Source organism: Vibrio sp. B7 (genome assembly GCF_963888765.1).
Taxonomy (GTDB): Bacteria; Pseudomonadota; Gammaproteobacteria; order Enterobacterales; family Vibrionaceae; genus Vibrio; species Vibrio anguillarum.
The window spans coordinates 121,636-143,377 of sequence record NZ_CAWPKR010000004.1 but is presented as its reverse complement, the minus strand read 5'-3'; the positions used below and the strand labels follow the sequence as shown (position 1 = coordinate 143,377).

At 45.1% G+C, this 21,742-nt stretch carries 16 protein-coding genes and 1 other annotated feature; of the genes, 5 read left to right on the top strand and 11 right to left on the bottom strand.

From position 1 onward, the window contains the following. Positions 1–127: 127 nt before the first annotated feature. The 3 genes from AACV32_RS03030 to nfo all read right to left on the bottom strand — a co-directional run bounded on the left by AACV32_RS03030 (position 128) and on the right by nfo (position 2,636). Positions 128–679 (bottom strand): hemerythrin domain-containing protein, encoded by a 552-nt coding sequence (locus AACV32_RS03030; RefSeq protein ID WP_017047477.1) that lies wholly within the window; start codon positions 677–679, stop codon positions 128–130. An 87-nt stretch (positions 680–766) separates the two neighbouring features. Further along, entirely contained in the window at positions 767–1,447 is a 681-nt protein-coding gene (gene ung / locus AACV32_RS03025; RefSeq protein WP_026027958.1) for a uracil-DNA glycosylase, read from the bottom strand. A 271-nt stretch (positions 1,448–1,718) separates the two neighbouring features. Beyond that, positions 1,719–2,636 (bottom strand): deoxyribonuclease IV, encoded by a 918-nt coding sequence (gene nfo, locus AACV32_RS03020; RefSeq protein ID WP_019282352.1) that lies wholly within the window; start codon positions 2,634–2,636, stop codon positions 1,719–1,721. Between the two features lie 298 nt (positions 2,637–2,934). Between nfo and grcA the strand changes: the two genes are divergently transcribed. Beyond that, positions 2,935–3,312 (top strand): autonomous glycyl radical cofactor GrcA, encoded by a 378-nt coding sequence (gene grcA, locus AACV32_RS03015; protein WP_026027385.1) that lies wholly within the window; start codon positions 2,935–2,937, stop codon positions 3,310–3,312. Between the two features lie 109 nt (positions 3,313–3,421). On the opposite strand, the gene thrC is transcribed toward grcA, so the two are convergent. The 4 genes from thrC to thrL all read right to left on the bottom strand — a co-directional run bounded on the left by thrC (position 3,422) and on the right by thrL (position 8,298). Further along, a complete protein-coding gene (gene thrC / locus AACV32_RS03010; RefSeq protein WP_170895632.1) occupies positions 3,422–4,705 on the bottom strand; it encodes a threonine synthase in 1,284 nt (427 codons plus the stop codon). After that, complete coding sequence (gene thrB, locus AACV32_RS03005) at positions 4,702–5,658, bottom strand: homoserine kinase (RefSeq protein ID WP_010318278.1); 957 nt, start codon at positions 5,656–5,658, stop codon at positions 4,702–4,704. The genes thrC and thrB overlap by 4 nt, the downstream gene beginning before the upstream one ends. A gap of 18 nt (positions 5,659–5,676) precedes the next feature. Further along, complete coding sequence (gene thrA / locus AACV32_RS03000; RefSeq protein ID WP_026027387.1) at positions 5,677–8,136, bottom strand: bifunctional aspartate kinase/homoserine dehydrogenase I; 2,460 nt, start codon at positions 8,134–8,136, stop codon at positions 5,677–5,679. A 29-nt stretch (positions 8,137–8,165) separates the two neighbouring features. Then, positions 8,166–8,283: a sequence feature (Thr leader region), on the bottom strand. After that, positions 8,221–8,298: a thr operon leader peptide gene (thrL, locus tag AACV32_RS02995; protein ID WP_100208354.1), complete on the bottom strand. Its 78-nt coding sequence runs from the start codon at positions 8,296–8,298 to the stop codon at positions 8,221–8,223. It overlaps the preceding feature by 63 nt. A 241-nt stretch (positions 8,299–8,539) precedes the next feature. On the opposite strand from thrL, the gene AACV32_RS02990 reads away from it, so the two are divergent. After that, positions 8,540–9,043, top strand: coding sequence for a hypothetical protein (locus AACV32_RS02990; RefSeq protein WP_017047473.1), 504 nt, complete (start codon positions 8,540–8,542; stop codon positions 9,041–9,043). Here AACV32_RS02990 and AACV32_RS02985 read toward each other — a convergent pair. Continuing rightward, entirely contained in the window at positions 9,040–9,525 is a 486-nt protein-coding gene (locus AACV32_RS02985; RefSeq protein ID WP_010318275.1) for a putative 4-hydroxy-4-methyl-2-oxoglutarate aldolase, read from the bottom strand. The genes AACV32_RS02990 and AACV32_RS02985 overlap by 4 nt on opposite strands. Before the next feature lie 697 nt (positions 9,526–10,222). Between AACV32_RS02985 and arcA the strand changes: the two genes are divergently transcribed. After that, complete coding sequence (gene arcA, locus AACV32_RS02980; RefSeq protein WP_013856108.1) at positions 10,223–10,939, top strand: two-component system response regulator ArcA; 717 nt, start codon at positions 10,223–10,225, stop codon at positions 10,937–10,939. Positions 10,940–11,031: 92 nt separating this feature from the next. On the opposite strand, the gene AACV32_RS02975 is transcribed toward arcA, so the two are convergent. The 3 genes from AACV32_RS02975 to AACV32_RS02965 all read right to left on the bottom strand — a co-directional run bounded on the left by AACV32_RS02975 (position 11,032) and on the right by AACV32_RS02965 (position 14,857). Then, positions 11,032–11,478: a hypothetical protein gene (locus AACV32_RS02975; RefSeq protein WP_170895631.1), complete on the bottom strand. Its 447-nt coding sequence runs from the start codon at positions 11,476–11,478 to the stop codon at positions 11,032–11,034. A 4-nt stretch (positions 11,479–11,482) separates the two neighbouring features. Further along, on the bottom strand, positions 11,483–13,822 hold the full coding sequence (gene arcB, locus AACV32_RS02970; protein WP_017046535.1) for an aerobic respiration two-component sensor histidine kinase ArcB: 2,340 nt from the start codon (positions 13,820–13,822) through the stop codon (positions 11,483–11,485). Between the two features lie 99 nt (positions 13,823–13,921). Then, positions 13,922–14,857, bottom strand: coding sequence for a TIGR01212 family radical SAM protein (locus AACV32_RS02965; protein ID WP_170895630.1), 936 nt, complete (start codon positions 14,855–14,857; stop codon positions 13,922–13,924). A 538-nt stretch (positions 14,858–15,395) separates the two neighbouring features. On the opposite strand from AACV32_RS02965, the gene gltB reads away from it, so the two are divergent. After that, positions 15,396–19,943 carry a glutamate synthase large subunit gene (gene gltB / locus AACV32_RS02960; protein ID WP_170895629.1) on the top strand — a complete coding sequence of 1,516 codons (4,548 nt, stop codon included), beginning with the start codon at positions 15,396–15,398 and terminating at the stop codon, positions 19,941–19,943. Beyond that, a complete protein-coding gene (locus AACV32_RS02955; protein ID WP_013856103.1) occupies positions 19,944–21,413 on the top strand; it encodes a glutamate synthase subunit beta in 1,470 nt (489 codons plus the stop codon). It begins immediately after the preceding gene. The last annotated feature ends 329 nt before the right edge of the window (positions 21,414–21,742 follow it).

Sequence of the window (21,742 nt, the reverse complement as noted above, 5' to 3'; positions counted from 1 at the left end):
AGATTCTGTCTTAATTGACTTTGCTGCTTCACGAGCAAAAGCTTCGAGTGCTTTCTTATCCATATTGTCCATCCTTAGCCTTTAAGGCTTAAGTTTAGACAGTTACACAGAATTCAGGACACTCTCATTACTGGCACTCTTGTGCGGTTTGTCGAACTCGGTGAGCTAATTGTTGGTACTGCTCCGCAATTGTCTCACCAAATACTGGATCATCTTCGGATTGTTGCCAGCTCGCCTCCACCGCTTGCCAATCAGTCACATTAAAGGTGCGGCTGATCAAGGGTAAAACCGATTGTTCTTCTAACTCCAGATGACGCTTCTGGGAAGAAATAAATGCATCAAGCTGCTCGATGAACACGTGCTGTGGTACAACTGCATCTTGCAAAATCATATCGACTATCTCTAGAAAAGCATGAGTTTTCTCAGAAAGTTCTACATGTTCTCTCGCTAAATTTTGAATATCATTATGTTGACCATAATGATCAATATAATAGTGATAGAGAATATCTTCTTTGGGGTGGTGTACTGACTCTGAATGTGTCGCCAAGTAGTCAATAATCTCTCTCACTAAAGAGTAGTTGATACTTTGTTCATTACTCAATTGCCGTTGTTTATCTCGCAAAATGGCAAGCAAACGCGCCATATACCCGTGTTCTCTACGGATCCTTTCAATCATCATTGTGCTTCTCCATTACACTTATTTTAGATAAGTGTATAAAAGCTTCAGCGTGCTTGTTTTGACCCTGCTCGAAAAAACATCAATTAATCACTTATCCAATACGGGTTGCCAATTCACAGGCGCTTTCCCCTGCTCAATAAGTAATTGATTAGTCTTTGAAAAATGTTTACAGCCCAAAAAGCCTCGATGCGCAGAAAGAGGAGAAGGATGCGGTGCTACTAATACATGATGTTTACTGCGATCAATCATGCTGCCTTTCTTCTGCGCGTGTGACCCCCACAACAGGAAGACAACACCTTCACGCTGCTGATTTACCGCCTCAATCACCCGATCGGTGAAGGTTTCCCAACCAGTATTAGCGTGCGAATGCGCCATACCTTGTTCAACGGTCAATACGGTATTGAGCAATAGTACCCCTTGCTCGGCCCAGCTTTTTAGGTAACCGTGCTGAGGAGTCACAAAACCGGGGATATCTTGCACCAGCTCTTTGTAGATATTCACCAGTGAAGGTGGGGTTTTAACGCCGGGTAACACCGAAAAACATAGCCCATGAGCCTGATTTGGCCCGTGATAAGGATCTTGCCCTAAAATCACAACCTTAACATCGCCAAATTCGGTAAAACGAAACGCATTAAACACGTCAGCAGCAGGTGGATAAATCACTTTCCCCGCCAGCCTTTCCTTTTCAACAAACGCTATCGTCTGTTGAAAATACTCCTGCTGTTTTTCATGGCCGATAACATCGTGCCAAGTCAATGATTGAGTCATAACAACGCTCTGCAAATTAACTAATTACAGCATTGTAACCATAAAAAGCCACCACTGCATGAGTCAATGTCACAGAGCTTTTGCCAGTTAATGTGATTTTTGTGGCGTTCGAGTATGCCCTTGACCGTTCACATGTCGGTTAGGTATAGGCAATCGGACTGGTGGGCGAGCTATTGATGGTGAACGTGAGATCATATGAAACATAGTGACATCCTCCTTCATTTTGACGCGGCTATGCCTTTGTCTTTATGAAAGAAAGATGCCAACTTATTTAAGATGCTACTGAATCCACCGATTGTGCGTGTAGATCTCTTAATGTTTGAATTTCTTGGGCCCAAATGTCTGGATCGATTGTCTCTAAAATCAATGGGATACCATCAAACCTTGCATCTTTGGCAATAAATTCAAAGCATGGCCAACCAATTTCGCCTTGCCCTAGAGAATGATGGCGGTCAACACGGCTGGCAAACTTTGCCTTTGAGTCGTTGATGTGCATTGCACGTAAGTAGTGCATTCCCACCACGCTATCAAACTCTGAAAAGGTTGCCTCGCACGCCTCAACTGTGCGCAAATCATAACCTGCAGTAAAAGTATGACACGTGTCAAGGCATACACCTACTCGCGATTTATCCTCAACTTGCTGGATAATTTCGGCTAAATGTTCGAAACGCCAGCCTAGATTCGTCCCCTGCCCTGCGGTGTTTTCAATCACAGCAACGACCTCAGGCACGGCTTGATGTGCAAGGTTTATCGATTCTGCAATCGTCGCAAGACATTCACTTTCTGAGACTTGTTTGAGGTGACTACCCGGATGAAAATTCAGAAGCGTCAGCCCCAGTTGCTGGCAACGTTGCATTTCATCAATAAAAGCTTCGCGTGACTTAGCAAGCTTATCGGCTTCTGGCGCGCCCAGATTAATAAGGTATGAATCATGCGGCAAAATGTGTTCACTTTTAAAACCAAGCATGTGGCAGTTAGCCTTAAAAGCGCGAATGGTTGCCTCTTCGAGCGGTTTAGCAACCCACTGGCGCTGGTTTTTAGTGAATAAAGCAAATGCATTTGCTCCAATTTCTCTCGCTCTCAATGGGGCTTGGTCAACGCCGCCAGAGGCCGATACATGAGCACCAATAAATTTCATTCCACGGCCCTGAATTCTATTTGTCATTAAATCACTTTGTACTTTCAACATTGGACTTCAATTGTCTGATTTTCTGTTACTTAGGTCAAACACGCGCTAAAAATGTAGTAAAATTACAACAAAACAATAAATAAAAAATATTTTATGTATTAAAAAAAAGTAGAACTCATTGTTTTTAAATGCTTTATTGATTTAAATCAATAAAATAAACCCCGCGTTATCAATATTTATCGTTGTTTTTTGACCTAAATCAATATTAATTTTAAGGATATTAGCTATATAATAACCAACTCAACAAAGTTAGAAAATAAACACCAATAACGCCACTTAAGTGGACTAGGAGATAGTGATGATTCAAGGCATTCAAATTACAAAAGCAGCAAACGACAACCTACTAAATTCTATCTGGCTACTCGATAACGAAAAGAATGAAGCACGTTGCGTTGCCGCTAACGCAGGCTACCAAGCAGATCAAGTTATCGCGGTCAGCGACCTTGGTGAGTATGAAAGCCGTGAAGTTGCGATTGAAACAGCACCTCGCATCGAAGGCGGTCAGCACCTAAATGTGAACGTTCTTAAGCGTGAAACTCTTGAAGATGCCGTTGCACACCCTGAGAAGTATCCGCAACTGACGATTCGTGTTTCTGGTTACGCTGTTCGTTTCAACTCATTGACTCAAGAACAGCAACGTGACGTTATCGCACGTACCTTCACTGAGACGCTATAATCATAGCGTTGATGAGAATATTCATATCCAAAAATGGCGCTCAATGAGCGCCATTTTTATCGTTAGAGGAATATCATCCTGACTTCAATAAGATGAAATCAGGATCTCTTTAAGACTGAACGCGTCTTAACACCGTTTTTAGAGCGTCAAAATCATTGTCTAACTCTTCAGAAAGCAACGTCATCACTGCATGTTTTGCAAGAGGAGCAGGTAATTCAATGTCAGTGCCTAGCACATCGTCAACGACTTCTTTAAATTTGGCTGGGTGCGCAGTACACAAAAATAGCCCCGTTTCTCCCGCTTGTAACTGCTCATCCAAAACTCGATACGCAATGGCACCATGCGGTTCACACAAATAACCTTGCGCGTAAAGTTCACGAACTGAATCCGCACTTTGTGCATCAGATACCGCACCTTTACCTAAGGTATCTAGCCCCCAGCCCTTTAAGCGACAAAGCTCTTCGATGCGCGGCCAGTTGTTCGGCTGACTCACATCCATCGCATTCGATGTGGTCGCTACCGTGGGTTTTGGATCCCATTGACCCGTTTCTAAGTAACGAGGAACGGTATCATTGGCATTGGTTGCCGCGATAAAACGCTTGATAGGTAAGCCCAATGCTTTTGCCAACAGACCAGCGGTTAGGTTGCCAAAGTTGCCACTCGGTACGGAGATGACTAAGTTTTCACGCTGCGCTTTGCTTAATTGTGATGCGGCCTCAAAGTAGTAGCAAATTTGTGCCATTAAACGACTGATATTGATTGAATTTGCAGAGTTTAAACCGATCTCTTGGCGAAGCTTGGCGTCATCAAAAGCCTGCTTAACCAACGCTTGGCAAGCATCAAAGTCACCATTTACCGCGACAGTGTGAATATTGTTGCCCAGAGTGCAGAAGAGTTTTTCCTGTAACGGGCTGATCTTACCTTTAGGGTAAAGTATCACGACCTTGATGTCGGGCATTCCATAAAAGGCATGAGCCACCGCAGCGCCAGTATCACCAGAAGTCGCGGTTAAAATGGTGATCTGTCCGCCATTTGAAACAGCGGCCAGTGACTGCGCCATAAAGCGACCACCAAAATCTTTAAATGCCAGCGTTGGGCCGTGGAAAAGCTCTAGAGCATAAATGCCGTCTTTCACTTGCTTAATCGGTGCTGGAAACTGAAAAGCCGCATCAACCATCGCATTCACTTGCTCTGCTGGTAATTCATCACCAATCAAGGCGCTGAGAATTTTTGTACTACGAGAGATAAAATCTTCGGCTAGTAACGCGTCAATATCTTCAAACTGAGGCAACGCTGCTGGGAAAAATAGCCCTTGATTGCGTCCTAATCCTTGGCGTACGGCTTGGCCAAAAGAGACTTGTTCATCATTTTCTTTTATGTTGTAAAGCTTCATAGAGCACTTCCTGTAACGGTCGAGCCATTTTTGTCTAAGCGACAAATATGGACGAATCCTTCTTCATTTTGTACATAATGTTGTTCAAGCCAACGAGCAACTCGCTCGGCAACCTCTTTTTCTTTGCAAATACTGAACAGTGTTGGGCCACTGCCGGAAATGCCAGTGGTGAGCGCTCCGGCTGATGCAGCGTATTTACGCGCATCCGAAAAGCCGGGCAGAAGTTTCTCACGATACGGTTCAGCAATCACGTCTTTGATCAGTTTAGCCGCTAGCTCAGGCTGACCTGAGTGACAAGCATGAATGAAACCTGCAAGATGACGTCCATGCGCAATGATGTCCTGTCGACGATATTGTGAAGGTAAGATCGCTCGCGCTTCGGCTGTGGAAACTTTAATCCCAGGATACGCCATCACCCAATACCAATCGTCAAAACAAGGCACTTCTTGGCTGATGATACCTAGCTCTTCAAGCATCAATTGCACGCCGCCTAAGTAGCAGGGGGCAACGTTATCATAATGTATACCGCCTGAAATTTTGCCTTCCATTTCGCCCATCAGCGCTAAAAGCTCAGTCTGATTAAGTGGGTTACCGTGAAACTGGTTCAATGCATCTAAAGCTGCAACAATTGAACAAGCACTGGAACCTAAGCCTGAACCAATCGGCATATTTTTTTCTAACGTCATTTGCAACGGCTTTACTGCAATGCTCTTTTTTTCAAGCTCTCTGGCAAAAACAAGCCAGCAATCGTAAACAATATTCTGCTTTGGATCTTGTGGCAGCTTGTCGACAAAGCGACCTGCAGTTTCGAGTACAAAAGGTTCGCTGCCCGCTTTAACTTCAACACGATCCCCCAATAAACTGCCATCAATTGGCGACACAGCCGCCCCTAAAACATCAAACCCAACGCTCACATTACCAATTGAAGCTGGGGCATACACCACCACACTCATGTCACTTGAACTCATCAATTAAACCCCTAACTTCCAACCTAAGGTGCGCATCACATCAGAGAACACCCCTGCTGCTGTTACTTCTGTACCCGCCCCATAACCACGCAACACCAATGGAATCGGTTGGTAATAACGGCTATAAAACGCCAGTGCATTCTCACCATCTTTGACTTTAAACATTGGGTCATTTTCATCGACCACTGCAATTTTCACCTTGCATTGGCCTTCTGATATTTCACCAACATAACGTAATACCTTACCTTCGGCTGCTGCCTTAGTGGATAACTCTTGGAAATAAGCATCAGCCTGCGGCAAGCGCGCCATAAACTCTTCAACTGTACCCGAAATATCAAAACCCGGTGGCAAAGCAAGATCGACTTTTACGTCATCCAGTTCTAAAGGCATTCCCGCCTCACGAGCTAAAATTAACAGCTTACGAGCCACATCCATTCCCGACAGATCATCACGAGGATCAGGCTCAGTAAAACCTTTGTCTTTAGCTAGCTGCGTAGCTTGACTAAGAGTCATACCTTCATCCAGTTTGCCGAAAATAAACGAAAGAGAGCCAGATAAAATACCGCTGAATTTTTCCAACTCATCACCAGCAGCGATGAGATTTTGCAAGTTTTCAATCACAGGTAAACCAGCACCAACCGTCGTTTCGTACATCAGTTTACGGCGCGAGTTGCGCGCCACTTCACGCAGCTGGTGATAGTAGGCCATGCTTGCGGTATTGGCTTTTTTATTAGGCGTCACAACATGAAAACCCGCAGCCAGAAATTCGGCGTACTGGTTGGCAATCACTTCACTGGAAGTACAATCAACTAAGACAGGGTTAATGATATGGTTACGCTGCACTAGAGAGATAAGCCTTGCGAGGCTAAATTCTTCACTCGCGCTATGCATTCGATCACGCCAATGCTCCAGCGGCAAGCCTTCGCTATCCAGCAATAGTGCCTTACTATTCGCAAGGCCACACACTCGAATCACAATTCCTTTATCGGCTAGTTTGGCTTGCTGACGATGAATTTGGTCAACTAATTCGCCTCCGACACCGCCGACACCGACCACAAACACATCCAAGAAATGCTTAGAATTGAAGAGATTTTCATGACAAGCCTTGATCGCTTCTGAAATTTTATCTTCTGGAATCACCGCCGAAATAGCTCGCTCGGAAGAGCCTTGCGCAATGGCAACAATATTGACGTGAACTTCAGCCAGCGATGAGAAAAATTGAGAAGCCACTCCGCGCGAAGTGCGCATGCCGTCACCAACCAGAGTAACAATCGCAACGTCATCCATAAACTCGACAGGCTCAAGTAGGCCATCTTTTAATTCCAGTTCAAACGCTTCCGATAATGCTCTTTTGGCAAGGGCTTTATCTTGCGCCTCAATACAGAAACTGATGCTGTATTCTGAAGAGGATTGTGTAATCAGCACAATAGAAACGCCTGCGGCAGACATCGCGCCAAACACACGGCTAGCCATGCCGACCATGCCTTTCATGCCAGGGCCGGAGACGTTGACCATAGTCAAATTATTGAGTGTAGTAATACCTTTGATAGCCAGCTTATCTTCACCAGTATCTTGACCAATCAGCGTGCCTGCGCCTTGAGGATTAAAACTGTTTTTGATAAGACACGGAATATGAAATTGTGCAATCGGTGCAATGGTTTTGGGATGTAACACTGACGCGCCAAAATACGAAAGCTCCATCGCTTCTTGGTAGCTGAGTGATTTTAATAAACGAGCATCCGCAACCAAACGTGGGTCACAGTTATAAACGCCATCGACATCGGTCCAAATCTCACAACAATCTGCACGTAAACATGCCGCAAGCACAGCCGCAGAATAATCCGAGCCATTACGGCCTAGACAGACCAATTCACCCTTTTCATTACCAGCCGTGAAACCCGGCATAATGTTAACATGCGCTTGCGGAAGTGGATTTTGCTTGAAATTTTGCGTGGAGATCTCAACATCAACCATTGCCTCAAGGTACTCACCTTTAGCAAAAAGATATTGTACTGGATCAATCAGTGCAGCCGCTTGTCCTTTTGCTTCAAGTACCGCTTTCATCAGTTGGATAGAGACTCGCTCACCTTTACTGATAATGCGCGCATTGACGTTGTCTGGGCACATACCGAGTAAATTAATGCCGTGTACAAATTGACGCAGCTGAGACAGTGACGTTTTTACTTGATTGTCAAAAGCGGCCGAATCCACATTAGGTAATTGTGCTTTGATGCCAGCGAGTAGATCGAAAAATGAGAATTCAAGCTCCGCTATTTGGCGTTCTGCTTCGCCATTACGCAAAGCACTCTCAATAACTGCCACTAATTTATTGGTGGTTTTTCCCGGTGCAGAGAGCACGACGGCGACTTCTTCTTGCTGTACATTGTTAACGATGATATCTGCCGCCCTTAAAAAACGATCAGCATCGGCTAACGATGAACCTCCAAACTTTAATACTCGCATCCCTTCCTCCAAAACAGTTCAAATTGGTATAAAAAAAGGCCTGTATCTGGTGGGATACAGGCCTTTTTTGTAAAAACTTTTCGCTCAGCGGCCCGCCCCAACATGTGTCATGTCGGTAATAATAATGGTGGTTGTCATTACTACTAGGCTGCGCTGTAACATAGAAAAATTTAAATACTCGTGTGTTTAATTGTCTTTACGTTTACCTTACTTCGTCATCATTAGTCAACGAAAATCTGCTATTTTTATAGTCATTCCGAATTAATCAAATTTAAAACCACCACACAAATAAGATACTTATTGCACATTAAGTGCAACCATTTTACACATAAGCAAATAACAAAATGCTATATATATAACGCTGTCATCATGTGAAATTTGTGCTTTAATTGTTGTTACCGCAGTGGACGCAGTAACTCAAAACAATAATAAGGAGAGGCAGATGAAACTAAAAGTTGCACTATGTTTATTTCTGCTTGTCTCTTTATCTAGCATGGCCAATACCTTACCTGCACTTCCTTCTTCACAAAGCCAATCTCCACATCGCTTATTTCTTTCAAGCGAAAGTGATGGTCAACAATTTGATAGTTGGACTATTGATGGCGGTTATTCTTATAATCTTTTTGACAATTTAGATCTGTACATTGGAGCGAGAATAAATAATTCCGACTACGGCTCCGAAAGTGGTTTTTTAAGTGGCCTCAGCTACCAGCTAACCCCCAAATTATCACTAAAAAGCACCTTGCGTTCAGCCGCCAGTAATCCGAATGATACGAGCAGTGCCGATGCTATGGCGGCGGAGCTATCTAGCCGACTTCAACTGTCAGAAAACGTTGATTTACATGCCACCCTTGATTATCAAGAGTGGCAACAAGGCGTTCAATTTGGGGTGGGTTTCAGATTCTAGTGCCAGTCTAGCGCTTGAGTTGACGTTAAAACACCATTCCAATCGGCATAAACATAGTCACCCGGCTGAATCATCTGGTTGAGGATAGTCAGCGTCACATTAATTTCGCCTGCACCTCTCTTATCGGTCTTAAGTGGACAACTCGCTAACGCTTTCACGCCTAAATCCATTTGCGATAACGCAGCAACATCGCGTATCGCTCCATAAATGATGACCCCTTCCCAACCGTTTTCAATCGCCATGATCGCCAGTTGGTCACCCAATAACGCTCTTTGACACGAACCGTTACCATCGACGACTAAAACTTTACCTTTACCATTTTGGCTTAATACGTCACGAACTTTAGAGTTATCGTGATAGCAACGCACGGTGACAATTTGCCCCCAAAAAGCACTCCTTAAACCAAAAGTTTGCAAAGGCAAATCCAATATATTGATTTGCGATTCAAATTTATCGCAAATATCTGGTGTGATATCTATCATCCTTCTTCCTTGATTATTGTTTATTATTTTCATCTGACACATTAGACGCGCTGTAAAACCACAGCTCAATGAACCATAATGCCAGATACTTTACTCACCTATTCATACAAACGATGCAAAGAAAAACCCGCTGAGAATGAGCATAACTTGGCGGCCAACTGCATTTAAAAGACTGAATATTCATATTGGTGACATCCATAATAGTGCGATATCCCCCGCTGTAAACGTTGATTTTTTACGCAATTCCCATTTTTTGACAAGTATCGAGTTAACAAGTTCTTTGCTGGTAAATTTCTATTTGAGGTAAAGCCCATTGCGCCTAATGCTACCATCCCCAGCGAAAATCCCCAAAAAGCATGCTATTTGCATGGGTAATGTGGTGTAAATTTACAACTGCTTAAGACGATTAATATTTGTTACATTAGAACTCTTGATGTAAATCAACAAAGTGATTGGAATTAACATTCTGCCGTTGTTAGCATGCTGTTAACATTATAGAATCCGCCTTAAAGACTAGTAGAACACCGAGGGTATGGAGACCTCAATGCAAGATATGCCTAAGGACGGCGGGCAACTGAAGTAAGTGTTTTTTTCAAAACTTTAGTTTATTATCGGCAGCAGATTACCTGTATGTTGCAATTTTTTGCCTACAATTAATTCTATTAGCACAATTTTTTCACAAGTTTAGGTACCGCCAATGCAAACCCCGCAGATTCTTATCGTTGAAGATGAGCAAGTAACTCGTAACACTCTTAAGAGTATTTTTGAAGCAGAGGGATACGCTGTTTTTGAGGCCAGTAACGGTGAAGAGATGCACCATGTGCTGTCTGATAACCCCATTAACTTGGTCATTATGGACATCAATTTACCAGGTAAAAACGGCCTTCTGTTAGCTCGTGAACTTCGTGAACAGGCTAATGTTGCACTGATGTTTTTGACTGGTCGTGATAATGAAGTTGATAAAATCCTCGGTTTAGAGATCGGGGCTGATGACTACATCACCAAACCATTTAACCCACGTGAACTGACGATTCGTGCTCGTAATCTTCTAGGTCGTTCAATGAATACCAATACGACTCAAGAAGAAAAACGCAGTGTGGAAAAATATGAGTTCAACGGTTGGGTATTGGATATCAATAGCCGTTCTTTAGTGAATCCGGATGGTGAAGGCTACAAGCTTCCTCGCTCAGAATTCCGCGCTTTACTGCACTTCTGTGAGAACCCAGGAAAAATCCAAACTCGCGCAGATTTGCTTAAAAAGATGACTGGCCGTGAATTGAAACCACACGACAGAACCGTAGATGTGACGATTCGTCGTATCCGTAAACACTTTGAATCAGTCTCAGGTACGCCAGAGATCATCGCCACAATTCATGGCGAAGGCTACCGCTTCTGTGGTGATCTAGAAGACTAAACGTCTACCCCCAGATAGTTAGAAGCCCTTTAACCTCAGGTTAAAGGGCTTTTTTCATGGCTGACTACTGCGCGTGGAGCCGTTCTATAAATCTAATAGACTTTGTCGATGAAGACGCTCTTTTCGATAAGCCACTGCGCTGTTGTACCATCGCTCAATTGCAAAGCTACATTAACGGGCTTATCCACATTAAGCTGCATCGGCCATTCAAACACAACTTCCCATTGATCTTCACTTTGAGTCCGTAAATCTAACGATTCACTGCCCACCAGCCAATTTTTATCCCTTTGCTGGACCATCAACGCATCAATCGTTAAATTGGCAGGTAATATTGCCGACGAATCCAATCTTAATGTCCCATGCACAAGAGGTATTTCGCTCTCATTAGCTATAGGCATTTGATTGATCCAAAGGTTACTTTTCAACCCAATGGTGATATTTGATATCACGGCACTGCTGTCCTGCAGCCAATTCACTTGCGGTGAACAACAGCCAGATAGTAGCGCCATGACTAATGAAGCCAACCCGATTTTTTTCATACCATTACCTTTGAGTTAACCATTGTTTCAAGACTTGAATATCGTGTTGATACCCATTTTTAATTTCATCTATCCAGTCACCAATATTTTCCCACCAAGCAGGTAGCTCTGGCGACTGTGCCTTTTGTGCAACGTTTTGGATGTGTTTCAAACCAATTGAACCCGCAGCACCCTTGATTTTGTGTGCTTCTGAAACAATGCCTGCTTGATCTTTTGCTACCATATTGGAATCTAGCACTTCAACGTAACTGGGCATCATCTGCTCGAACATTTGGATACTTTCCAGCACAGGTTTCGGGCCAACAATATCGATATAAGACTCAAGCATTTCAAGATCGAGCAAATGCGTGTTCAACTCACTGTGTTCTTCTGAGGCAGCCTTAACCTTAGCGTCGGCAAGTTGAATCGCCTCACTATGGGTGAATTTTGCAATCACCTCTTGAATCGCCAGTACTGACAATGGTTTACTGATCGCGTCATCCATCCCTTTCTCTAGATATTCAGCTTTATTTTTCAATACGTTGGCGGTCAATGCAACAAGTGGCGGAAGGTTATCATAAGTTTCTCGATAAAACGCAGCGACATCAAACCCGGTCATGTCTGGCAGTTGAATGTCGAGGAAAACCAGATCGTACTTTTGCGGCACAAATTTTTGTTTGGCTTCTTCACCTGTCATAGCGACGGTAACCGTGTGTCCTAAACTTTCTAGCAAAGAACGAGCAACTGTAATATTGAGCTCAATATCTTCAACCATAAAAATGGCTAAACTTTTTTGAGGAACGGGTAACGTTGGTTTGAATTGGGCATCTTGTGCCAAAGGCACACGAATTGAAACGGTGAAGGTGCTACCAAAACCTTCTTCACTGCTCACAGAAATATCACCATCCATCAAGTTGATTAACTGGCGAGATACCGCTAAGCCAATCCCCGTGCCAACAGCGTGCAAATTGTCCTTACCCGATTTAACTTGGTAATACATGGCGAAGATTTTATCGAGTTCAGCTTCCGGTATACCAATGCCTGTGTCTTCAACTTCCATGGTAATGTGCGCAAACTTATCCTCAATGTCAGCGCAGACCGTCATGACGACGCCACCTTCTTTGGTAAATTTCATCGCATTGCTTATCAGGTTCCACAATACCTGACGCAGGCGCGTAGCATCCACTTCAATCGCAACAGGTAAATCACTGAGCCGTTCGAGATCAAACCTAAGCCCTTTTTGCTCTGCCATCAACGCCGAGATGCTTTCAATTTCAGCAACAAATTCTTCAAAATTCAACGGCGCTGGCAGTAGCTCTAGTTTCCGGCGGTCAAACTTATCCATATCAATGATATCGTTGAAGATATTACCTAACGTAATGGCACTGACATTAATGGTCTGCATGTACTTACGCTGTTCTGGGGTCATGGGGCTATCGAGCAACATGCGGCTCAAACCAACGATACCGTTGAGTGGTGTGCGCAATTCGTGGCTGATGGTCGAAATAAAAGTGGTTTTATCCCGGCTCGCTTTTTCCAAAGACTCTTGATTGCGTTTACGTTCGGTAATGTCTCGCCCAAAGCCCACCAACCCTAAGTGGCGGCCATCTTTGCTATAAAAAGGGACTTTACGCAGTTCAAAATAGTTTTTGCGGCCATCAGGGTATTCAAGCCACTGCTCATAAGTGATGGCTTGATTGTCAGCAAACACTTTTTCGTCAGTTTCAACGATCTGTTGCGCGACTTCTTTGCTATAGACATCCCACGGAGTTAACCCAACCAACTGATGCTCACGCTTGCCCGTTAGCTCTTCCATCGCTCGGTTGCAGCCAGAAAAAACGCCGTTCGCATTACGGTAGTAAATCAGATCAGGAGAGGCATCGATAAAAGAGCGCAATAAGGCGGTTCTTTCTGCCAATTCAAGCTGCGTTTTTTCGCGTTGATAGACCTCATTTTCTAAATCGGCCATCGCCTCTTCACGCGCTTCCTCTGCCTTAATTCGCTCTTCAATTTCTTGGTTGAGTTTTTCGATATTTTGCTGAAGCTTATAATTGAGTTCTTGATCGCGTGAGCGCATGTCTTTGAGCTTAGAAACCAACTTCGAGAGGCGTTGACGTGACTCTTCTAACTGATCGACCACCACTGAAAGAAAATAGACCGCCCAAGGCGTGATCAATAAACCAAAAAAGACGGAACGAACGATGTCGATATCATCAACATAACCATTGAGCACCAACGTGATACCAACTTGCACCACCACTGCCAAGGCCACTAAAGCGAGCGCTAGAAGAATGGAGAAACGGAGAATGCCCAGTTTGACCAATAGGTCGACATAGTACTGGGCAAGGTTTTTCATGGGTTTCATTAAACACTTCCATGTAATAACAGTGCCACTAGTCTAACGCGTTTAACGTCGATTCGTCAGCCAAGTTAATCACAAGGATTTGCGAAATTGCTTGAATCTTTAGCTGTTTGGAAGCGTATAGACAAACTGTCGACTTAAGCGTGAGCCTTGTGCGCCACCTTGATTAAGTGCTCGACCTATTTCGGTCATCGCAAGCCAACGATTTTCACACCACAGTGGCGCAAGCAGGGTCGGCCGCCGGGCGGCTGACGAGACTCGGTGATAAATGATCTCAGGTGGCGTCATTTGAATCAATTCACTCGCAATGGAAACATACTCTTCTAACGTTGGCGCTTGTAATTTTCCTGCTCGCCACGCTTTGGCCATCGTACTGCCTTCAACAATATGCAACCCATGTAACTTGATACCATCAGTGCCTACCGTTAAGACTTGCTTTAAGGTTTGAAGATTATCGGTACGCGTTTCTTTAGGTAGCCCCACAATGAGATGCGTGCATACTTTGATCCCCAAGGCTCGAGCGCGCTCAGCGATCAACGCATAACATTCAAAATCATGACCACGGTTGATCCGTTTGAGCGTTTGATTATTGGCGGTTTGCAAACCCAGTTCGAGCCAAATTTCAAAACCTTGTCGCACATAATCGGCCAATAAATCGAGCACAGCATCGGGTACACAATCAGGCCGAGTGCCAACGCATAACCCAACAATGTCAGCCGATTGAAGCGCTTGCTGATATATATTTTTCAACACCTGCACTTCCGCATAGGTACTGGTATAAGCTTGAAAATACGCGAGATATTTTTTGGCACGTTTGATTTCACCAGCGCGTTCTGTCAATTGCTGCTCAATACTTTGGGCTTGTGTTTCTTCATCAGCAAAAGAAGCGACATTACAGAAGGTGCAACCACCTCGCCCAATCGTGCCATCTCGATTCGGACAGCTAAAACCACCATGCAGGGTCAGCTTGTGAACTTTTTCGCCATAACGGCGCTGCAGATCTTGGCCGATCGTGTTAACCAGTTGATGTAATTGCATTGAAGAAATACCGCTTATAGATAGTAATGAATCTCAGTTAGATTTATGTAACTAAATTACATCCCTGCAAAATAAATTCACAAAGAGTAGCCGTATCAAACACTCTCCAACCTAACAAAAATCAATAAACATTCATAAAAACAGCGTTATTTGCTTAATGTTGCACCAATGTTAAACGGTACATGCATTTTTAACGAAAAAAATGGGCGACTAAAATGAGTTTTCGTTGGAATTCCTATAAACAAAATTGTAGGATACTTACACATCCGCCCTATTTTTTGTGATGTTCCTTACATAAATAGTTGTGGAAAAATCGGTGATATTCGCACCCCTCCTATACAAACCACTAGCAAGTGGCATAAATAAATTGAATATCACTAAGGAATGTTTTTCTCGCCATATTTTTCCGGCGAGAGACGGAAAGGATTCGAACCCGCCAACACAGGCAGGTTTAGATTGATAACAATTAAAGGACAAGTCGCATCGCTAAGTATGCCTTAGCACACGTGCGTCTAAATTGAACTGGAAGGATGTATCTATGGTAGATAGAGAGCAGGATTCACGAGGTCTATATACTCCTGAATTGGAGCATGACGCTTGTGGTATCGGTTTTGTTGCCCACCTGAAAAACCGTAAGTCTCACCAAGTAGTGACTCAAGCTTTAGACATGCTTGCTCGTATGGAACACCGTGGTGGCCAAGGCTGTGACCCATGTTCTGGTGATGGCGCAGGTATCTTATTACAAAAACCCCATGAGTTTTTACTTGAAGAGACCGTTAAACTTGGCTTAAAACTGCCTTCGTTTGAAAAGTACGGCGTCGGCGTGGTGCTGTTTCCAAGAGATGAGCACAAACGCGCCCAGTGTCGTGATATTTTAGAACGCAACGCCAAGAGACTCGATTTAGAAGTACTGGGTTATCGCGTTTTGCCAACCGATAACTCCATGATTGGCGCAGACCCACTTAGCACTGAGCCTCAATTTGAGCACGTTTTCATCTCCGGTGGCCCAAGTACCACCCCCGCAGAATTAGAGCGTAAATTGTACGTTCTGCGTAATTACACCGTTCGCGTCTGCTTAGAAAGTGTATCTAACATTGGTGATGATTTTTACATCAACTCCATGTCTTACAAAACCTTGGTGTATAAAGGTCAGCTCACCACAGAGCAAGTACCACAGTACTTCCTTGATCTACAAAATCCGACCATGGTGACCGCGCTGGCACTGGTGCATTCTCGTTTTTCGACCAATACATTCCCTAAATGGCGCTTAGCTCAGCCTTTCCGTTACATTGCGCACAACGGCGAAATCAACACAGTTCGCGGCAATTTAAACTGGATGAAAGCGCGCGAAGCGATCCTCGAATCAGATTTGTTTACACAAGCTGAAATCGACATGCTGCTGCCAATTTGCCAAGAAGGCAGTTCAGATTCCGCCAACTTCGATATGGCATTAGAGTTACTGGTTCTGTCTGGCCGCAGCCTGCCACACGCCCTGATGATGATGATCCCTGAAGCGTGGCAAGAAAATAAAAATATGGATCCAACCCGCCGCGCATTTTACCAATACCATGCTAACGTCATGGAACCGTGGGATGGCCCAGCATCAGTATGTTTTACTGATGGTGTACAAGTTGGCGCAACACTGGACCGTAACGGCCTGCGCCCATCACGTTATACCGTGACTAAAGATGATTTTCTGATCATGGCTTCAGAATCTGGCGTGGTTGAAATTGCACCAGAGAACGTGGAATACCGCGGCCGTTTACAGCCCGGACGTATCTTTGTCGCTGATTTAGAGCAAGGACGCATCATTTCTGATGAGGAAGTGAAAGACAGCATTGCGAATGCTCAGCCCTACGCCAAATGGGTTGAAGAGAACCTCCTCAGCTTGAAAAAACTGCCTGAAGCGAGCAACCAGTACAGCCAACCTGCTCCTGAGAGTCTAATGTCCCGCCAACAGTCGTTTGGCGTCAGCTCAGAAGAGGTGAATGAAATCATTCTTCCTTTGGCAAAAACCGGTTATGAACCGCTTTCGGCCATGGGGGCAGACTGGCCTCTGGCAGTGCTTTCGCATCAATCACAGCATCTCTCCAACTACTTTAAGCAACTGTTTGCTCAGGTCACCAACCCACCGATCGACCCGATCCGTGAAAGAATGGTGATGTCGCTCAATACTTACCTCGGTAAAGATCAGAACTTACTGACAGAGACGCCCCTGCACTGCTTAAAAGTCGAATTGGAATCTCCTGTTCTTTCCAACTCTGAGCTTGAGAAACTGCGCGCTATTGATAACGAACATCTGCAAGCGAAAACCTTAGATATCGTATTTCAAGCCAGTGAAGATCAAGGCAAATTGGAACGCGCGCTGAAACGCATTTGCCAATATGCAGAAGATGCGGTTATCGATGGTTACTCGATTATTTTATTGACTGACCGCGCGGTAAACTCAAACCATGCGGCGATCCCTGCAATGCTCGCTGTCGGTGCAGTTCATCACCACCTGATCCGCAAAGGCTTACGAGCTAAATGTGACATAGTGGTAGAAACCGGCGACGCGCGTGAAACGCACCACTTTGCGACATTGATTGGCTATGGCGCAAATGCGGTTAACCCGTATTTAGTCATTGAAACCATTATCGATTTACAACGAGTCAAAAAACTCGACCCGACCATTGCAGCGAAAGATCTGTTTGACAATTACCGCAAAGGCATCAACGGCGGGCTGCTGAAGATCTTCTCCAAAATGGGCATCTCCACATTGCAGTCTTACCACGGTGCGCAAATTTTTGAAGCGTTGGGCATCAGCAAATCAGTGGTAGATAAGTACTTTACTGGCACTGTATCGCGCATCCAAGGTTTGACCATTGATGACATCGCAAAAGAGGTGTTAGTTCGCCATCGCGTGGGCTACCCGACTCGCGAAGTTCCAGTGCAAGTGTTGGATGTGGGCGGCGTTTATCAGTGGAAACAGCGTGGCGAAAAACACCTGTTTAACCCAGAGACGATTTCGTTGCTGCAACAATCAACACGCAACAAAGATTATGTGCAGTTCAAGCAATACGCGAAAGCGGTAGATGACCAAGGCGACAACGCTGCCACGCTGCGTAGCCAGCTTGATTTTGTTAAAAATCCAGCCGGTTCGATTCCCATTGAGGAAGTGGAACCGATTGAACGTATTTTAAAACGCTTCGCAACCGGTGCCATGTCGTTTGGTTCAATCTCCTACGAAGCGCACTCAACGTTAGCCGTGGCGATGAACCGTATTGGCGCGAAATCCAACTCGGGTGAAGGCGGTGAAGATCCAGCACGCTTTGAACGCAAAGAAAATGGCGATTGGGAACGCTCTGCAATTAAACAGGTCGCTTCTGGTCGTTTTGGCGTGACCTCTTACTACCTCACCAATGCCGATGAACTACAGATCAAAATGGCTCAAGGCGCGAAACCAGGTGAAGGTGGGCAACTGCCGGGTGATAAAGTCGATGATTGGATCGGTGCGACACGCCACTCGACTCCGGGAGTCGGTCTTATTTCACCACCACCGCATCACGATATCTATTCGATCGAAGATTTGGCGCAGCTGATCTTTGATTTGAAAAACGCGAACCGTACCGGCCGCGTCAACGTGAAATTAGTTTCCGAAGCCGGGGTTGGTACTATCGCCTCCGGTGTGGCTAAAGCCAAAGCGGATGTGGTATTAATTGCTGGCTATGATGGCGGCACGGGTGCATCACCGATGTCTTCGATTCGTCACACAGGCTTACCTTGGGAGCTCGGCCTTGCTGAAACGCACCAAACCTTGCTTAAAAATGGCCTGCGTAATCGCATTGTGGTGCAAAGTGACGGTCAGATGAAAACACCACGTGACCTTGCAATGGCGACATTGTTAGGCGCGGAAGAGTGGGGAATTGCCACCGCTGCACTAGTGGTTGAAGGGTGTATCATGATGCGTAAGTGTCATAAAAACACCTGCCCAGTAGGGATTGCGACACAAAACAAAACCTTGCGTGAGCGCTTTGATGGCCGCGTAGACGATGTCGTCACCTTCTTCCAATACATGGCGCAAGGCTTACGTGAAATCATGGCTGAACTGGGTTTCCGTACTATCGATGAAATGGTTGGCCAATCGCATAAACTGAAAGTGCGTGACAACATCAACCACTGGAAATACAAAAACCTCGATTTGTCACCAGTGTTGTACATTCAAGAGCCTCGTGCAGAAGATGGTGTTTATTGCCAAACCAAACAAAATCATCATCTAGAAAACGTGCTAGATCGTCAGCTAATTCAAGTAGCCAACCCCGCGCTTGAGAAAGGCGAAGCGGTTAACGCAGTCTTCCCTATCGTCAACACTGACCGTAGTACGGGTACTATGCTGTCGAACGAAATATCGAAGGTATATAAAGACCAAGGTCTACCTCAGCCAATGAAAGTTAAATTCAACGGCTCCGCAGGACAATCATTCGGGGCATTCCTTGCTAAAGGGGTGACGTTTGAAGTGGAAGGTGATGCCAACGATTATTGGGGCAAAGGCTTATCTGGCGGTACGTTAGTGCTCTACCCTGACACGCGCTCAACCATCATTGCGCAAGATAACATCGTGGTGGGTAACGTCTGTTTCTATGGCGCAACTTCTGGTGAATCCTATATTCGCGGCCTTGCTGGAGAACGTTTCTGCGTGCGTAACTCAGGAGCTAAAGTGGTCGTAGAAGGTATCGGCGATCACGGCTGTGAATACATGACAGGTGGAGTCGCAGTGATCCTCGGTTCGACAGGACGTAACTTTGCGGCTGGTATGAGCGGCGGTGTAGCCTACGTGTGGAATCGACATGGAGACTTCGAAACTAAGCTTAACGCTGAATTGGTTGATCTCGACCCACTGCAACAAGAAGATACCGATCTGCTACGTGAGATGCTCAACAAGCATGTTCAGTTCACAGGAAGTGAAGTGGCTCAGTTATTCCTTGATAATTTTGAAGCAAACCTTACCCAAATGGTAAAAGTGATGCCGCGTGACTACAAAGCGGTTCTTCAAAAACGCAAGGCTGCAGCTGCGCAAGTACAAACGGAAGAAGTGGAGGCCGTATAAATGGGTAAGCCTACTGGATTTTTAGAACATGGCCGCGAGCTGCCAAAAAAGCTCGATCCAACGGTTCGCATTCAAAACAACCAAGAGTTTGTCCTCAACGAAGAGTTTGGTAGCAAAATTAATACTCAAGCGTCTCGTTGCATGGACTGCGGAGTACCGTTTTGCCATAACGGTTGCCCTATCGGTAACATTATTCCTGAATTTAACGATGCCGTTTATCGTGATAGTTGGGAAGAAGCTTGGAAGATCTTAAGCTCAACCAATAACTTCCCCGAGTTTACGGGTCGCGTGTGCCCTGCACCTTGCGAAAGTTCGTGCGTACTCGGGATCAACCAAGATCCCATTACCATCTGTAATATCGAAAAAACCATCGTGGAAACGGCTTATCGCGAAGGCTATGCCAAAGCGAAAAAGCCGCGTTCTCGTACTGGAAAAACCATCGCCATCATTGGCTCTGGCCCAGCAGGTTTGGCCGCAGCTGAGCAGCTGAACAGCGCGGGTCACTCAGTTACTGTGTTTGAACGTGATGAAAAAGTCGGCGGCCTGCTGCGTTTTGGCATTCCGGATTTCAAACTGGGTATGGACGTTATTGATCGCAAAATCAATTTGATGGCAGAAGCGGGCGTCAAGTTTGAAGTAAACGCACATATCGGTGTTGATATCAACGCACAGCAACTGCGCCAAGAGTTTGATGTCATCTTGCTTACTGGTGGCTCTACCGTGCCTCGTAATCTGCCGATTCCGGGGCGCGAGTTAAAAGGGGTTCATTTTGCGATGGAGTTTCTGGCACAAAATAACCGCCGCGCGAATAACATGGATCTTAAAACTGACGAGATCCACGCTAAGGGTAAACATGTGGTGGTGATTGGTGGTGGTGATACTGGTTCTGACTGTGTCGGAACCTCAAACCGACACGGCGCCGCAAGCATAACGCAAGTTGAAATCATGCCGATCCCAGCCAATAAACGCCCAGCCAACATGCCTTGGCCGCAATATCCAATGATTTTGCGCACCTCAACCTCCCACGAAGAGGGCTGCGAACGTCATTGGAATATTCTAACCAAAGAGTTCCTCGGCAACGAGCAAGGTCAAGTCACGGGGCTACGTGTTGCTGATATCGTTTGGCAAGATGCAAAACCGGGTGAGCGCCCGAACTTTGATGAAGTCGCGGGCAGTGAACGTATTATTGCGTGTGATATGGCTTTCCTTGCCATGGGCTTTTTACATCCAGAACCACATGGTGTACTTGCTCAGCTTGATATCAAGTTAGATGAGCGTGGCAATGTGGCAACACAAGGTTTTGCGACCAACCAAAAAGGTGTTTTCGCTGCAGGTGATATGCGTACAGGACAATCGTTAGTCGTGCGTTGTATCAATGAAGGGCGCGAGTGCGCACGCGAGATCGACGCTTACTTGATGGGCAACACCAACTTAGAAGCGAAAGCCGACTCATTGATGCTTTCAGCCTAGTGCCTCGCGCTCTTTTCGCTGGTTCAAGGTGATCCAGAGCGCTAAGCCGCGATGATTCCTTCCAACGTTCTACTTTTTGGCCAGCATTTAATGCTGGCCTTTTTTATGGCTAATTCTTATTCCATGAGATTACCCACGTTAACAAACTGTAACAACAAAAATTCTATCTCATTGAATATATTATATTAATCTAGATGATTAGGTGGTAAATCCCATTGCAACATGATTTTTCACCAACAACTTGACCTTTTGCACCATAAGCTATAGGTTGTGAAGTCAGTGAAAATTAAAATAATCATTTTTGTTAAAATTTAAATTGAGAGTGAACG

What these genes read in the sequence shown, in the direction of transcription:
- AACV32_RS03030 (WP_017047477.1), bottom strand. Translation starts at nt 679, where the DNA reads ATGATGATTGAAAGGATCCGTAGAGAACACGGGTATATGGCGCGTTTG.
- ung (WP_026027958.1), bottom strand. Translation starts at nt 1,447, where the DNA reads ATGACTCAATCATTGACTTGGCACGATGTTATCGGCCATGAAAAACAG.
- nfo (WP_019282352.1), bottom strand. Translation starts at nt 2,636, where the DNA reads ATGTTGAAAGTACAAAGTGATTTAATGACAAATAGAATTCAGGGCCGT.
- grcA (WP_026027385.1), top strand. Translation starts at nt 2,935, where the DNA reads ATGATTCAAGGCATTCAAATTACAAAAGCAGCAAACGACAACCTACTA.
- thrC (WP_170895632.1), bottom strand. Translation starts at nt 4,705, where the DNA reads ATGAAGCTTTACAACATAAAAGAAAATGATGAACAAGTCTCTTTTGGC.
- thrB (WP_010318278.1), bottom strand. Translation starts at nt 5,658, where the DNA reads ATGAGTGTGGTGGTGTATGCCCCAGCTTCAATTGGTAATGTGAGCGTT.
- thrA (WP_026027387.1), bottom strand. Translation starts at nt 8,136, where the DNA reads ATGCGAGTATTAAAGTTTGGAGGTTCATCGTTAGCCGATGCTGATCGT.
- thrL (WP_100208354.1), bottom strand. Translation starts at nt 8,298, where the DNA reads ATGTTACAGCGCAGCCTAGTAGTAATGACAACCACCATTATTATTACC.
- AACV32_RS02985 (WP_010318275.1), bottom strand. Translation starts at nt 9,525, where the DNA reads ATGATAGATATCACACCAGATATTTGCGATAAATTTGAATCGCAAATC.
- arcA (WP_013856108.1), top strand. Translation starts at nt 10,223, where the DNA reads ATGCAAACCCCGCAGATTCTTATCGTTGAAGATGAGCAAGTAACTCGT.
- AACV32_RS02975 (WP_170895631.1), bottom strand. Translation starts at nt 11,478, where the DNA reads ATGAAAAAAATCGGGTTGGCTTCATTAGTCATGGCGCTACTATCTGGC.
- arcB (WP_017046535.1), bottom strand. Translation starts at nt 13,822, where the DNA reads ATGAAACCCATGAAAAACCTTGCCCAGTACTATGTCGACCTATTGGTC.
- AACV32_RS02965 (WP_170895630.1), bottom strand. Translation starts at nt 14,857, where the DNA reads ATGCAATTACATCAACTGGTTAACACGATCGGCCAAGATCTGCAGCGC.
- gltB (WP_170895629.1), top strand. Translation starts at nt 15,396, where the DNA reads ATGGTAGATAGAGAGCAGGATTCACGAGGTCTATATACTCCTGAATTG.
- AACV32_RS02955 (WP_013856103.1), top strand. Translation starts at nt 19,944, where the DNA reads ATGGGTAAGCCTACTGGATTTTTAGAACATGGCCGCGAGCTGCCAAAA.